General features: G+C 59.0%; 14 protein-coding genes and 1 tRNA gene. 5 read left to right on the top strand and 10 right to left on the bottom strand.

Annotation, left to right across the window (positions count from 1 at the left end):
- Positions 1-397: 397 nt before the first annotated feature.
- The 4 genes from msrQ to clpB all read right to left on the bottom strand — a co-directional run bounded on the left by msrQ (position 398) and on the right by clpB (position 6,314).
- The gene (gene msrQ, locus ACN0X0_RS08315; protein ID WP_417278759.1) at positions 398-1,000 is read right to left on the bottom strand and encodes a protein-methionine-sulfoxide reductase heme-binding subunit MsrQ; all 603 of its coding nucleotides are present in this window, start codon (positions 998-1,000) and stop codon (positions 398-400) included.
- Positions 1,000-1,926 (bottom strand): protein-methionine-sulfoxide reductase catalytic subunit MsrP, encoded by a 927-nt coding sequence (gene msrP, locus ACN0X0_RS08310; protein ID WP_417278758.1) that lies wholly within the window; start codon positions 1,924-1,926, stop codon positions 1,000-1,002. The genes msrQ and msrP overlap by 1 nt, the downstream gene beginning before the upstream one ends.
- 65 nt (positions 1,927-1,991) lie before the next feature.
- The gene (locus tag ACN0X0_RS08305) at positions 1,992-3,530 is read right to left on the bottom strand and encodes an FMN-binding glutamate synthase family protein (RefSeq protein WP_417262245.1); all 1,539 of its coding nucleotides are present in this window, start codon (positions 3,528-3,530) and stop codon (positions 1,992-1,994) included.
- Between the two features lie 162 nt (positions 3,531-3,692).
- Positions 3,693-6,314 (bottom strand): ATP-dependent chaperone ClpB, encoded by a 2,622-nt coding sequence (gene clpB / locus ACN0X0_RS08300; RefSeq protein WP_417278757.1) that lies wholly within the window; start codon positions 6,312-6,314, stop codon positions 3,693-3,695.
- A 197-nt stretch (positions 6,315-6,511) separates the two neighbouring features.
- On the opposite strand from clpB, the gene ACN0X0_RS08295 reads away from it, so the two are divergent.
- Both ACN0X0_RS08295 and pyrF read left to right on the top strand, forming a co-directional pair.
- Complete coding sequence (locus ACN0X0_RS08295; protein ID WP_417278756.1) at positions 6,512-6,778, top strand: hypothetical protein; 267 nt, start codon at positions 6,512-6,514, stop codon at positions 6,776-6,778.
- 91 nt (positions 6,779-6,869) lie between these two features.
- Complete coding sequence (gene pyrF / locus ACN0X0_RS08290) at positions 6,870-7,580, top strand: orotidine-5'-phosphate decarboxylase (RefSeq protein WP_417278755.1); 711 nt, start codon at positions 6,870-6,872, stop codon at positions 7,578-7,580.
- A 69-nt stretch (positions 7,581-7,649) separates the two neighbouring features.
- Here the strand turns inward: pyrF and ACN0X0_RS08285 are convergent, their stop codons facing one another.
- The 4 genes from ACN0X0_RS08285 to ACN0X0_RS08270 all read right to left on the bottom strand — a co-directional run bounded on the left by ACN0X0_RS08285 (position 7,650) and on the right by ACN0X0_RS08270 (position 9,586).
- Positions 7,650-7,895 (bottom strand): hypothetical protein, encoded by a 246-nt coding sequence (locus ACN0X0_RS08285; protein WP_417278754.1) that lies wholly within the window; start codon positions 7,893-7,895, stop codon positions 7,650-7,652.
- Between the two features lie 68 nt (positions 7,896-7,963).
- Entirely contained in the window at positions 7,964-8,404 is a 441-nt protein-coding gene (locus ACN0X0_RS08280; protein WP_417278753.1) for an NUDIX hydrolase, read from the bottom strand.
- Complete coding sequence (locus ACN0X0_RS08275; RefSeq protein WP_417278752.1) at positions 8,391-8,693, bottom strand: NfeD family protein; 303 nt, start codon at positions 8,691-8,693, stop codon at positions 8,391-8,393. Before ACN0X0_RS08275 ends, ACN0X0_RS08280 begins: the two co-directional genes overlap by 14 nt.
- On the bottom strand, positions 8,693-9,586 hold the full coding sequence (locus ACN0X0_RS08270; protein ID WP_417278751.1) for an SPFH domain-containing protein: 894 nt from the start codon (positions 9,584-9,586) through the stop codon (positions 8,693-8,695). The genes ACN0X0_RS08275 and ACN0X0_RS08270 overlap by 1 nt, the downstream gene beginning before the upstream one ends.
- An 89-nt stretch (positions 9,587-9,675) precedes the next feature.
- Here ACN0X0_RS08270 and ACN0X0_RS08265 point away from each other — a divergent pair, with 89 nt between their 5' ends.
- Positions 9,676-10,929 (top strand): DNA polymerase IV, encoded by a 1,254-nt coding sequence (locus ACN0X0_RS08265; protein WP_417278750.1) that lies wholly within the window; start codon positions 9,676-9,678, stop codon positions 10,927-10,929.
- Between the two features lie 6 nt (positions 10,930-10,935).
- On the opposite strand, the gene ACN0X0_RS08260 is transcribed toward ACN0X0_RS08265, so the two are convergent.
- Positions 10,936-11,796, bottom strand: a complete 861-nt coding sequence (locus ACN0X0_RS08260) for an N-formylglutamate amidohydrolase (RefSeq protein WP_417278749.1) — start codon at positions 11,794-11,796, stop codon at positions 10,936-10,938.
- 298 nt (positions 11,797-12,094) lie between these two features.
- Between ACN0X0_RS08260 and ACN0X0_RS08255 the strand changes: the two genes are divergently transcribed.
- Together ACN0X0_RS08255 and ykgO are read left to right on the top strand one after the other, a co-directional pair.
- A tRNA-Val gene (locus tag ACN0X0_RS08255) sits at positions 12,095-12,169 on the top strand.
- A 60-nt stretch (positions 12,170-12,229) separates the two neighbouring features.
- Positions 12,230-12,355 carry a type B 50S ribosomal protein L36 gene (ykgO, locus tag ACN0X0_RS08250; RefSeq protein ID WP_005850168.1) on the top strand — a complete coding sequence of 42 codons (126 nt, stop codon included), beginning with the start codon at positions 12,230-12,232 and terminating at the stop codon, positions 12,353-12,355.
- 66 nt (positions 12,356-12,421) lie between these two features.
- Here ykgO and ACN0X0_RS08245 read toward each other — a convergent pair whose 3' ends face one another.
- Positions 12,422-13,588, bottom strand: coding sequence for an MFS transporter (locus tag ACN0X0_RS08245; RefSeq protein ID WP_417278748.1), 1,167 nt, complete (start codon positions 13,586-13,588; stop codon positions 12,422-12,424).
- Between the last annotated feature and the right edge of the window lie 49 nt (positions 13,589-13,637).

Below are 13,637 nucleotides of genomic sequence, written 5' to 3'. Positions count from 1 at the left end.
CTAGAACCCCTCGTTGGCGTCCCGTCCGTTCCGTCTGGCGTCCCGTGCTGCGCTGTCTGCGCCGCCGGTGAAGGGGGTTCTAAGGCGAACACCCAGAACCCGCAAGCGCTTTTTTAAAAAAAATGACGGTTTCCTCAGAAAGCGTATTAAATAACTGATTTATATAATAAATTTTTGTTGAAGTTTTCGACAATACGGCCTCTTCGGACGCCAGGGCGGCAGAAGGCATCAGGCACTAACGAAACGAATTGCGGTTATCCACATGAGGTCACGCAACATTTGGTATTCGCTTCATTCAATCCGCCGATTCACCCCCGATTCAGGAGATGAATCGCGGGTGAATCGCCCGACTCTTTCCCCGACTCGCGGGTGACTCGGGTGAATCGGTCGGAATCATTCAGCTCGGGCGCATCACTTTGCGCCGCATCGGCACGCGCAGAAGCAAAAGCACGACAATCGCCGCCACGTAGAGCAGAGGCTCCAGTTGCCAGCCTTTGCGCAGCATCACGAAATGCACGCCCCCCAAGAGCACCGCCGGATAGACCAGCTTATGCAACTGACGCCAATTCCGGCCGAGCTTGCGGATCGCGGCATTATAGGAAGTCGCGGCCAAGGGGATCATCAGCACGAACCCCGCCATGCCAATGGTGATATAAGGACGCTTATAAATGTCCGCGATGATCTGAGACATGATCTGCACATCAAGCACGATCCAGACCGTGAGATGCAGCACGATATAGAAGAAGGCGATCAAGCCCAGCGCGCGACGGAACTTGATGAGGTTCAACCCGAGGTGACGGCGCAGCGGCGTCACACATAGAGAAGCGATCAGAACCTGTAGCCCCAAGAGCCCGATCTTGTGCTCCATCGCCTTGACGGGATCGACACCCAACTGACCGGTGAGGCCCGCATAGAAATACCACGCAGGCGGGATCAGCGCGCCGAGATAGAGCGGCCAGGTCGGAATTTTGCGGGCGAGGCGGTTGAGACGGTCGATCATCAGTAGTTCTTCGACAGGTCCAGACCGCGATAGAGATCGCCGACCTGCTCTTCGTAACCGTTGAATTTCACCGTCGCGATGCGCGAGGCAAAGAGCCCGCCGCCGATGCGCCGCTCAGAGGCCTGCGACCAACGCGGATGGCTGACCTCCGGGTTCACATTGGAATAGAATCCATACTCGCGATGGTTCGTCGCTTTCCAGGTGTTCACCGGCTGCTCTTCTTGCAGCGTGATCTTCACCACCGACTTGATCGACTTGAACCCGTATTTCCACGGCACCACCAACCGAAGCGGCGCGCCGTTCTGATTGGGCAGCTCTTTGCCATAAAGCCCGGTCGCCATGAGGGCCAGCGGATGCATCGCCTCATCGAGCCGCAATCCCTCGACATAAGGCCAGTCCAAAATGGCGCGTTTCTGCCCCGGCATTTCTTCGGGACGATAGAGCGTTTCGAAGCGGACATATTTGGCGGAGGGCTGAACCCCCGCGAGATTGAGCAATTGGTTCAGCTCAAACCCATTCCACGGAATGACCATCGACCAGGCCTCGACACAGCGGAACCGGTAGATGCGCTCGTCGATGTCGACCTTCGCCAGAATATCGCCCAAACCATAGGAGCCGGGCCGCTCGACCATGCCGTCGATCTCTACGGACCAGGGATCGGTGGTCAATGTATGCGCATTGCGGGCTGGGTCTTCTTTACCTGTGCCGAATTCGTAGAAATTGTTGTAGCTGGTGATCTCTTCAAAGGTGTTCGGCTTTTCCGTGGTGTCGAACCCTTTGATCTCAAAATCCGGCATGTCCTGTGCATGGGCGCCCGTGGCCGCCAATAGGCCCGCGCCGGCAAAGCCGGCCATCACGGCGCGGCGGTTGAGATAGGCCGTCTCCGGCGTCACTTGCGAATAGGGCAGATTGTACTTGGCCGACATGGGGTCCTCCTGAGGCTTTAAGAAAACGCTACCCCGGACGCCCCGCATCACAAACCAAACTCATCTCACAACTGCGTTTGGATTTTGTAACTTTCCGCCCCATCCTCGTATTCTTCGCGGTGGAAACTCGGCACGATCCGGTCCAGCGGGACAGATGTGCCATCCGCTTGAACGATCCGCACATGCCGCCGCCGCATCTGACGCGGCTCCAACACACCAACGGAATGCGCGATCATCTCCAACTCTTTGGTGGTGGTTTTCGCGTAGGCCGCCACTTTCTTGTATTTGTCCTGCACCACGAGACCGGCCTGCAAATGCGGATCGTGGGTGGTGATGCCGGTGGGACAGGTGTTCTTGTTGCACTTTAGGGCCTGAATACAGCCCAAGGAGAACATAAAGCCCCGCGCGGAACAGACAAAGTCAGCCCCCGCACAGATCGCCCAAGCCACATCGGCCGGGTTCACCAGCTTGCCGGCGGCGACGATCCGAATGCGATCATGCAGACCGTATTTGTCGCGCAAGTCCACAATACGAATGAGCGCTTCCTTGATCGGCATGCCCACAAGGTCAATGAGCGGCATCGGCGCCGCCCCCGTGCCGCCTTCGCCGCCGTCGATGGTGATGAAGTCCGGCGCATATTCATCGCCGCGCTCTTTGATCAGTTCAAAGAACTTGGCCCACGGACGCGAGGACCCCACAACAAATTTGAAGCCGACCGGTTTGCCGGTCACATCGCGGATGTGGTTGATGAAATCCAACAGATCGCCGAAATCGTCCACCTCGCGGTGACGGTTCGGGGAAATCCCGTCCTCCCCCGGACGCAACCCGCGAATGGCGGCGATCTCCGGCGTGATCTTGGCGGCGGGCAGGATACCACCCTTGCCGGGCTTGGCGCCCTGAGACAGCTTGATCTCGAACATCTTGACCTGCTCATGCGCCGCCATGGCGCGCAGTTTGTCGTCATCGAGATTGCCAGCTTCGTCGCGAATGCCGTATTTCGCCGTGCCGATCTGATAGACCAGATCCGCCCCACCTTCGAGGTGGAAGGGCGACAGCCCCCCTTCCCCGGTGTTGAGCCAAATCCCCGCCTCTTTCGCACCTTTCGAAAGCGCAAGAACCGCGGGCTTGGAAATCGCGCCATAGGACATGCCGGAAATGTTGAAAATCGACGTGGCATTATAAGGCACGCGGCAATGCTGTCCGATGGTCATCGGATCGGTGGTCGCGAATTGGTCATCAAGCGGCGGAAAGGCGGCGTTCATGAAAATCGGCGTACCGGGGATCGACAGCGAACGCGTCGAACCGAAAGCCACCGTGTTGCCCTTGCCGTCGGAGGCCCGGTAAATCCAATCCCGCTGCGCGCGGTTAAAGGGCATCTCCTCGCGATCCATGGCAAAGAAATACTGACGAAAGAATTCGCCCAGCGTGGAGAACCAATGCCTGAAGTGCCCGATCACCGGATAGTTGCGCAGGATCGCATCACGGGTCTGGCGTTTATCCAAAACGTAAAATGCCAAGGCCGCAAGTGCGACCACACCTATGGCAACCACGAACAACAGAGCCAAGACTTGCAGCGCCATCATCGCCCAGTGCCAAAACGTCATAGAATGCCTCTTTGTTTCAGGTATCTCGTGCCTGAACCTGACAGAAAGGCGGCAGAAGACAACTGTAAAGGTAGCTTTGTTAGCGTTAAAAACAGTATTCTTTTGCATACGAAAGCGGCCCTATAATAGGGCCGCTTTCCTTTCTGATCAGTCCTGGAACGATCAGTGGACGACTGCATCTTCCGGCTTCGGCTTATGCGAAGCCCCCGTGCGCTCGCCCAGGATCAGCCCCTCAGAGCCCGCAGACACCGGGATCGCATCGCCATCCTTGACGTCGCCCGCCAAGAGCAGCTCGGCAAGCGGATCCTGCAACGCGCGTTGGATCACGCGTTTCAGCGGACGTGCACCGAACACCGGGTCATAGCCTTCGTCGGCGAGCCAGACCTTGGCGCCCTCATCAATCGCCAGCGAAATATTGCGTTTCGCCAGACGTTTTTCGAGCCGCGCCAGCTGGATCTCGACAATCCCGCCCATGTCCTGACGGCCAAGGCGATCAAAGATGATCGTCTCATCGAGACGGTTCAGGAACTCGGGGCGGAAATGCGCCCGCACCGCGTCCATCACGTCGCGTTTCGCCGTCGCGCTGTCGACACCTTCGGGCAATTGGCTCAGCGCCTGCGACCCGAGGTTCGACGTCAGGATGATCAGTGTCTGTTTAAAGTCCACGGTGCGGCCCTGACCATCGGTCAGCACACCATCGTCCAAGACCTGCAACAGCACGTTGAACACATCCGGGTGGGCCTTTTCGACCTCATCGAACAGCACGACCTGATAGGGACGACGCCGTACGGCTTCGGTCAAAACCCCGCCTTCGTCATAGCCGACATAGCCCGGAGGCGCACCGATCAGACGCGACACCGCGTGTTTCTCCATGAACTCGGACATGTCGATGCGGACCATCGCATTGTCGTCGTCAAACAGGAACTCCGCGACCGCTTTCGTCAGCTCGGTTTTCCCGACACCCGTCGGCCCGAGGAAGAGGAAGGACCCCAGCGGACGGTTTTCGTCATTAAGCCCGGCCCGTGCACGACGCACCGCATTGGCGACGGCGTGGACGGCGGCTTCCTGACCGATGACCCGTTTGTGCAGGCCATCTTCCATCCGCAAAAGTTTCTCCCGCTCGCCTTCGAGCATTTTCGACGTCGGAATCCCCGTCCAGCGTTCGACCACCTCGGCGATCTGTTCGGGACGCACGGCCTCTTCGACCATGAGATCGCCTTCGGCTTCGGTGTCCCCGGCTTCTGCGATCTGTTTTTCGAGCTGCGGGATCACGCCGTAGGACAGCTCCCCGGCTTTCGCCAGATTGCCTTCACGTTTGGCGATTTCCAACGCCGCGCGCGCCTGATCGAGTCGCTCTTTCAGATCACGGGTGCCTTCGAGCTTCTGACGCTCCGCTTCCCATTTTGCCGTCATCGCATCGGATTTCTCCATGAGATCGGCCAGCTCCTGTTCGAGTTTGGCCAGACGGTGTTTGGACGCGTCGTCATCCTCTTTCTTGAGGGCTTCGGCTTCGATCTGAAGCTGAAGGATCTGACGGTCGAGCGCATCAAGCTCTTCGGGTTTGCTGTCCACTTCCATCCGCAGACGCGACGCCGCCTCGTCGACAAGATCGATGGCCTTGTCCGGCAGGAACCGGTCCGTGATGTAGCGATGGCTGAGCGTCGCAGCCGCAACCAGCGCACTGTCGGAAATCCGCACCCCGTGGTGAAGCTCGTACTTCTCTTTGATGCCGCGCAGAATGGAGACCGTGTCCTCGACCGTCGGCTCCTCAACCATCACAGGTTGGAAACGACGGGCCAGAGCCGCGTCTTTTTCCACATATTTGCGGTACTCATCCAAAGTGGTCGCACCCACACAGTGAAGCTCGCCACGCGCCAGCGCCGGTTTGATCAGGTTGGCGGCATCCATCGCCCCGTCCGATTTGCCCGCGCCCACAAGCGTGTGCATCTCGTCGATAAAGAGAATGATTTCGCCAGCGGCGGCCTCGATCTCTTTGAGGATGGATTTCAGACGTTCCTCGAATTCCCCGCGATATTTCGCACCGGCAATCAGCGCCCCCATATCGAGCGCCAAGAGACGCTTGTTCTTGAGGCTCTCGGGCACGTCACCGTTGATGATCCGCAGGGCGAGGCCCTCGGCAATCGCGGTTTTCCCCACGCCCGGCTCCCCGATGAGAACAGGGTTGTTCTTGGTCCGACGCGACAAAACCTGCATCGAGCGGCGAATTTCTTCGTCACGGCCAATAATAGGATCGATCTTGCCTTCCTCGGCGGCCTCGGTCAGGTCGCGCGCGTATTTCTTCAGCGCCTCATAGCCGTCTTCGGCGGAGGCACTGTCGGCGGTGCGGCCTTTGCGAATGTCATTGATCGCGGCGTTGAGTTTCTGCGCCGTGATTCCACCGGCCTCCAGCGCATCTTTCGCGCCCGATCTGGTGATCGCCAAAGCGGTCAACATGCGTTCGACCGGCACGAAACTGTCGCCTGCCTTCTTGGCAAGCTTTTCGGCCTCATCGAGCACTTTCGCGGTCTGTTGGTCCAGATAGGTCTGGCCAGCATCGCCGGAGACCTTTGGCAATTTGTTTACAGCAGCCTCATTGGCGGCCAGCACAGCTTTCGCATCGCCCCCTGCATTCGAAATCAGGTTGGCGGCAAAGCCCTCTTCGTCATCAAGCAATGCCTTCAAAAGATGTTCGGGTTTCAGAGCCTGATGGCTCTCCCGCATCGCAATCGTTTGCGCGGCCTGAAGGAAACCACGCGACCGTTCGGTGAACTTTTCCATGTTCATACCGTCTCTCCTCTTAACAAGCGCCCCGGTTGGATGTCCGCGCCCGCTTTGCGGCACGCATGAGGGTCGGGACCTTCCCGATCTAAATGGGGATCGCGCCCGCCCCCCGCAAGAGGACCTGTTGCAAAATTGGAACAAATTTGAACCTGCCGCGTTGGAGGTAAAACAGCACGCAGAGCACGCAAGGAGTTCAGACCATGCAGAGCTATGGAGCAGAAGTTCAGGGTCTCACCTATAATGCCGTAGAGCAAAGCTATGAGGCCAAGGTCGTTTTTCACGAGGCCTTTGAGAAAGTCACCTACCCGGTCGCAATCCAAGCGCCGATCACCGCCGATTTCGAAACCATTTCGCGCGGGCTTGTTCTAAGGGCGCGGGCGTTGCGGGCACGCGGGCGCGGCGCCAATGTCGCGCATCTGAAACGCGTGGCGGACACCGCCGCCGACAGCGGGCGATTGACGGCATAAGCAAACGATCCCGCGCGCGGGACCGAGGGCTTGACCCCACTGGGATAAATGCGGATGGAGAGGCAACCTGTCTTTTAAAGGATATGCCCCCATGACCGCTTACGACACCGCAGACGACCGACTGATTGTTGCCCTCGACGTTCCCAACGTGGTGCAGGGGCTGGAACTGGCCAATCGCATTGGTGACGCCGTGTCTTTCTATAAGATCGGGCTTGGCATGCTCACCGGCGGCGGCTTTGCGCTGGCCAACGAGTTGAAACAGGAACAGGGGAAAAAGATTTTCCTCGATATGAAATTCTTCGACATCGGCGCGACGGTCGAAAACGCTGTGCGCGGCGTGGCGCAATATGACATGGATTTCCTGACCGTGCATGGCGACCCCTATGTGGTCAAAGCCGCCAAAGAAGGCGCCTCCGGGTCGCAAACGAAAATCCTTGCCGTCACCATCCTGACCTCTCTGGACCGCGCCGATCTTGACGGTGCGTTGATCAAAGAGGGCGAGATTCGCGATCTGGTGCAGGAGCGTGCCGGCAATGCTTTTGCCGCCGGGGCCGATGGCATCATCGCCTCGCCGCAGGAGGCCGCATTGATCCGCGCCCTGCCCGAAGCGGCGGGCAAGCTCATCGTCACCCCCGGCGTGCGCCCGGCAGGCGCAGCCCTCGGCGATCAAAAACGCGTCGCCACACCAGCGCAGGCGATTCAGGACGGGGTCGATCACATCGTCGTCGGTCGCCCGATCTGGCAGGCCAAGGACCCGCGCAAGGCCGCGCTGGAGATCCAGGACGAAATCGCCAAAGCCTGATACAAAAAAAGCCTGATACAAAAACGGCGCCTCAAGAGGGCGCCGTTTCTCTTTAATATATGTGCAGGTTTATTCCGCAGGCTGCGCGTCATCTGCGGCGGGTTCTTCGGTCGTCACGGAGGCAGAGCCACCGTTGTCCGGCGCATCGTTGTTGATCGTCACGGAGGCGCCGTCACCACCATCCGTTGTCATCGGCGTCGCATCACCGCCCATGACCACGTAGAGGATCACGCCCAGGACAACGACCACTGCGCCAAGAATAAAGTACAGGCCACCGTTGCCAGAGCTTTGGTTGTAAGACTCATTTTGTGCCATGAGCTTTTCCTTTGCGTTTCATGTCCATTCGGGGAAACAACGCAACGCCTTGGCCAAAAGTTCCAGGATCAGTTCCGCTCCTGCCAGCGCAGGTAGCGCTCAAGCCGCCCGCGCAGAGAGATCACCGCATCTTCCCGTCGCACGAACTCCAGCAAAGGCATCCAGCCCCAAGCCTGCCCTTCATCGCCCAAACGGATGGCCTCATCCGCCAGCGTCTCCCAACGGGCAACGAAGAAATGCACCTTCATATTGGGATTGGTATAGCCCCGCTCCTCGACGTGATAGATCACATGCGCGGGGTCGATCTCGATGGACAACTCTTCGAATAATTCGCGCGCCACGGTCTCAAACGGCGTCTCATTCCCCTCACGCCCGCCGCCCGGCAGGTCCCAGTGATTGGGATAGGGAATATCGGGGCGATCGTCGCGCAACAGCGTCAGAACGTCATCGCCCCGCAAAATGGCGATCTTGGCCCCATCAAAGGGGCCAAAATCCTCAGACATCGTCATTGATGTCCTTGTCCCAGACTTTCACCTGGCCTTTGCGCACACCAAACACCTGACGCATGACCAGCCATGCCACCAAAGACAGCACGGCGAAGATCAGGAGAATCACGGCAATGTTGCTGCCGAAGAGACCAACTGCCAGCAAAAGCGCCACGATCCCGGCCCCCACGCCGAAGCCAAGGAAAATGAACCCGGGCGCCAGCACTTCGAGCCCCATGAGGGCGATGGCCGCCACCGCCCAGACCCACCATTGCTGCAACAGCATGACGTTTTCCATGGCAGGCGTTTGCATCAGGCTTTCCCTCTAAAAAGTTTGAACGCATCGCCAAAGGCCTCAAGCGCGGCGGCCGGCACGACAACGGTCTGCTGCCCCTGCCCTGCACCAAGCGCGATCAAGGCCTCAACCTGTTTCAACGCGACCTGATATTGCGCGGATTCGATGCCGTGGTCCGTAATGGCCTCGGCCACAACCGCAGTCGCATAGGCTTCGGCCTCGGCCTGAACCCGGCGTGCTTTGGCGGCTTGTTCGGCGGCGTAAAGCTGGGCGTCGGCGTTCAGCTCGACAGAGCGTTTTTCACCCTCGGCCTCGGTCACGGCGGCGCGGCGCGCACGTTCTGCATTGAGCTGCTGCAACATCGCGGCGCGGGTCGCCTCGTCAAGGTTCACATCAAGCACCTCGGCCCGCGTCACCTCGATGCCCCAATTGTCCACCTGATCTTCGACAGACGCCTTGATGGTGGAAATCAATTGCGAGCGGTTCGATTGCACCTCGTCGAGCTCCATCTTGCCGATCTCGGCCCGCACGATCCCCGCCACCGTTGTGGCAATCGCGCCGTCGATGTCGCGAATACGGTACACGGTCTTTTCCGGCTCGATGATGCGATAAAACACGGAGGTTTCGACCTTGACCAACACGTTGTCCGAAGTGATCGCATCCTGCATCGCATTCGGAAGCTGGCGCTCAAGAATGGAAATTTTATGCGCCACCACGTCGATCAGAGGCACGATAAAATTGATCCCCGGCCCCAACACGGTGCGCAGACGACCAAAGCGTTCGACCACATATTTCTCCGATTGCGGGACGATCCGCACCCCTTTGAGAACGAGCAGGATGATAAAACCAGCCAAAGCCAGAGTGACGATATTGCCCCCGGTCAAAAACTGAAACGGATCAATGGAATTCATGAGAAACCTTCCCTCAAACTGATATCATGAGGCACATGGCCCCTTTGATCAGATGGGTATAGGATGTGCCCCCATCAAGGAAGCAAAACATGCCCGCCATTTGCCGCGATTGTCTGACCACATTTGAGACCGGCTCGCGTTGTCCGGCCTGTGGGCGGCCGCGTGTCTTGGCGCATCCAGAGCTGTTCACGCTGTCGATTGCGCATATGGATTGCGATGCGTTTTATGCCTCTGTCGAAAAGCGTGACAATCCGGAGCTGCGCGACAAACCGGTGATCGTCGGCGGCGGAAAGCGCGGCGTGGTGACCACCGCCTGTTATATCGCGCGGATCAAAGGCGTGCGCTCCGCCATGCCGATGTTCAAGGCTTTGGCGTTGTGTCCCGAAGCCGTGATCGTAAAGCCCCGCATGGAGGCCTATGTGAGCGCGTCGCGCGAGATTCGCGACATGATGAATGAGCTGACCCCGGATGTGGAACCGCTGTCTCTGGACGAGGCCTTCATGGACCTCACAGGCACCACGAAACTCCACGGCCACCCGCCCGCCGTCATGCTCGCGCGTTTGGTGAAACGGATGCGCGAGGAATTGCATCTGACGGGCTCCATCGGGCTGTCGCACAACAAATTCCTCGCCAAGATCGCCTCTGATCTCGACAAACCCCGTGGGTTTTCAATCATCGGTCAAGCAGAGACGATGGACTTCCTTGCCGACAAGCCGGTGAGCCTCATTTGGGGTGTCGGGCAGGCGACGCGGGGGGCTTTGGACAAAGCCGGCATTCGGACATTCACCGATCTGAGGCGTTGGGAAAAAGACGATCTGCATCACCGTTTCGGCGCCATGGGGGATCGGCTTTGGCATCTGGCACGCGGCGAGGACAAGCGCCGCATTTCGGCCCATCGTCCGGTGAAATCCATCTCGAATGAGACCACGTTTTCCGACGACATCGCCACACTCAACCTGCTCGAAGGCCATCTTTGGCGTTTGGCGCAAAAGGTATCGGATCGCAGCAAAGCCAAGGAGATCGCGGGCCGCGTCGTGACGCTGAAACTCAAACGCGCCAATCACGCCAGCCTGACGCGGCGTGTGACGCTACATGAGCCGACGAATATCGCGGATAAAATGTTCCGCACCGCGCGCGATCTGCTGATCCCGGCTTTGGATCAGGGGCCATTTCGCCTGATCGGCATCGGCATTTCCGATCTCGTGCCCGCGTCTCAGGCCGATCTGTCGCCCGATCTGCTCGACCCGGACGCCATCAAAAGGGCCAAGGCGGAAAAAGCCAGCGACGAGATTCGCAAGCGTTTTGGCAAAGATGCGATTGTGAAAGGCCGCGCGCTACGCTGAGCGCGTTTATTCCGCCGCCAGCGGCAGGCGTTCCGTCCCGATCTCCGTGATGATCCGAACCGCCGCCGTGATCCGCTCGCGAAACGCCGCAAAGTCGCGATGCGGCTCAAGCGTCGCCTCGTTCATATAGAGCGAGCGATCAATCTCGACCTGAATGGCGTGAAACTGTCGCGAGGGCCGCCCGTAATGCTGCGTCACATAGGCACCGGCGAAAGGCACATTGCGCGAAACGATAAAGCCCTGCGCCCGAAACGCCGATTCGACCGCTTTCACGATGTCGAGGTTCGCCGACGCCCCGTAGCGATCGCCGATGATGATCTCAGGACGTTTCTTTTGCCCGGTGCGCACCGTCGACAGGGCCTCGCGCGGCATCGAATGGCAATCAATCAGAATCGCCTGACCGAACAGCGCATGCGATTCTTCGAGCACGGATTGCAAAAGCCGATGATAGGGCGTCCAGACCTGATCCAGCCGCTCCTGCGCGGCGGCGCGGCTCATCTTGCCGCGATAAATCGCCCGCCCGCCAGACACCACACGCGGAATCACCCCAAGCCCCGAGGCGATCCGAGGGTTCATGCCGACACGCGGCACGCCCTCAATGAGCGCGGGGTCCAATTCGTCGGAGCGGCGATTGAGATCGACCCAGGCCCGCGGATAGGTCGCAGACAACAGCACCGCGCCGAACTCCGGCACGCGCGAAAAAATCCGATCCACATGAGCATCCTCGGAGGAGCGCAGTTGCAGGGCATCCAACAGCCCATGCGCCAACATCTCTTTCGGATAGGCCCGCCCGCTGTGCGGCGACGCGAAAACCACAGAGGAGGTTCTCTGTTCGGGGCGCTGCAAAAGATAGGGGGCTGGGATCATCTAAAGTCCTTTCACAAAACAACTATAGTGCGTTTTCTCAAAATCCGAAGACCTTCATTTCACGAAAAATACGCCTCAAGTCTCTCCCATCGTCGCCCTTTTCTCTTGCAAAAACGCTAAGCGCGCCGGAGAAACACGCGGGCGGACCGAAAATCTCTGTCAAAAGCTCTTGAACAATCATCCGACTCCTTTTATACGCCCACGGACTGACGCGGGAAATGCCCGCGTCTTGTTCGTTACGCTGCATGTCTAACCACATGCGAAACATCGAATAAGGCGCAGTTTCCCACGGACGGACGGGCGTATAGCTCAGTGGTAGAGCACTTCGTTGACATCGAAGGGGTCACAAGTTCGAACCTTGTTACGCCCACCATCCGACCGGTCAGATTGGTTTTAACTGGCGCACGCAGGCGCCGCGACAAGGAGACTGGACATGAAAGTTCGTAACTCGCTTCGTTCGCTGAAGAACCGGCACCGCGACTGCCGCGTCGTGCGCCGTAAAGGCCGCGTGTACGTGATCAACAAGACGCAGCGCCGTTTCAAAGCCCGTCAGGGCTGAGATCATCAGCGATCACTAAAAAAAGCCGCCCGATTTTCGGGCGGTTTTTTTGTGTCTGATTCCTGTTCAGACCCTGCGTCTGAGCCGCACCAGCCAAAGGTGCACAAGCGCGCCGGAACAAAAGACGACACAAGCAAAACCAACCAGACCCGACAAACCAAACCGCTCCACGAGCCAAAGCAACAGAGGCGTGCCGATCAGGTTGCCCGCATTCCCGGTCTGGGCCAAGGCGCCATTGGCCAGCGACTGATCTTCATGCGAGGTATTGAGAACCGGGATCGACGCGAAACTCCCCGCCTGCACGAACCCCAAAGAGGCGATCATCGCCACAGCAACCCACGCCTGCCCACCGCTCAGGCCCAGGCAGAGTGCCAGAATCGCCGCGATGGAAAAGCCGCTCACCAGCACCGCAATCGGAGACACGAAACGCAGCAAAGTGATGCCCAGCGTCATCGAGACGCTCAAAGCGGCCAGAGGCATCACACCGGAAATCACCCCGCGCTGATCGTTTGAGACGAAGTCCGGGAACACTGTCACGAGAGCCACGAAGGCCATGGCATAGAACAGCCACCCCGCCGCAGGGGCGGCAATCGCGGGCGAGGAATAGGCCGTCACATGTTTGGCCATGATCTCGCGCAGGCGCAATGCGGCCACAGGCTCCCGCCGCACCACGGGCGGCAAACGGCGGGACAGAATCAACGCCATGGTCCAAAGCAGCCCCCCATGCACGATCAACAGAACCGGCAGGCCAAAACGCTCCGCCAAGGGTAGCCCCAGCCATGAGAACACCGCGAAAGCCACGGCAAACACCGTGCTCCAAAGCGCCATGGCGGTGTTGCGAAACGTCGGCGGCGCGATTTGCCCGATCAGGGTCGGCGCCGCAACGACGATCATGAGATGCGATGCGCCCTCAAGCACACGACTGGCCAGCATCAGACCGAAAGCGGGCTGGCTGGCCTGAAACAGCGACAAGGCCCCGCCAAGCCCCAGCGCCAGCATCAGCAATTTGCGAAACCCGTAGCGCGACAGAATCATCCCGGCGAACAACCCGAACACGAGGCCCATCACACTCAAAGCCGAGATCAGAAACCCGAGCTTTGGCCCCAGCCCCGGATAGAGTGCGCGAAACAGCGGGAAGGCGACCGCGACCTTGGCAAATTGCCCGGCGGCGAAAATCCCGGTGATCCAGAGAAAAAAGATGGTCAGGCGTGCGCGCCCATCGTTCTGCGTCATGCAAAAGCCATGACCGATTTCAAACCGCGTTCTCAAGCGCCATTTCCGC

This window comes from Celeribacter sp. (assembly GCF_048270365.1).
In the GTDB taxonomy this organism is placed as follows: Bacteria; Pseudomonadota; Alphaproteobacteria; order Rhodobacterales; family Rhodobacteraceae; genus Celeribacter.
This window is presented reverse-complemented; position numbering and strand designations above follow the sequence as displayed.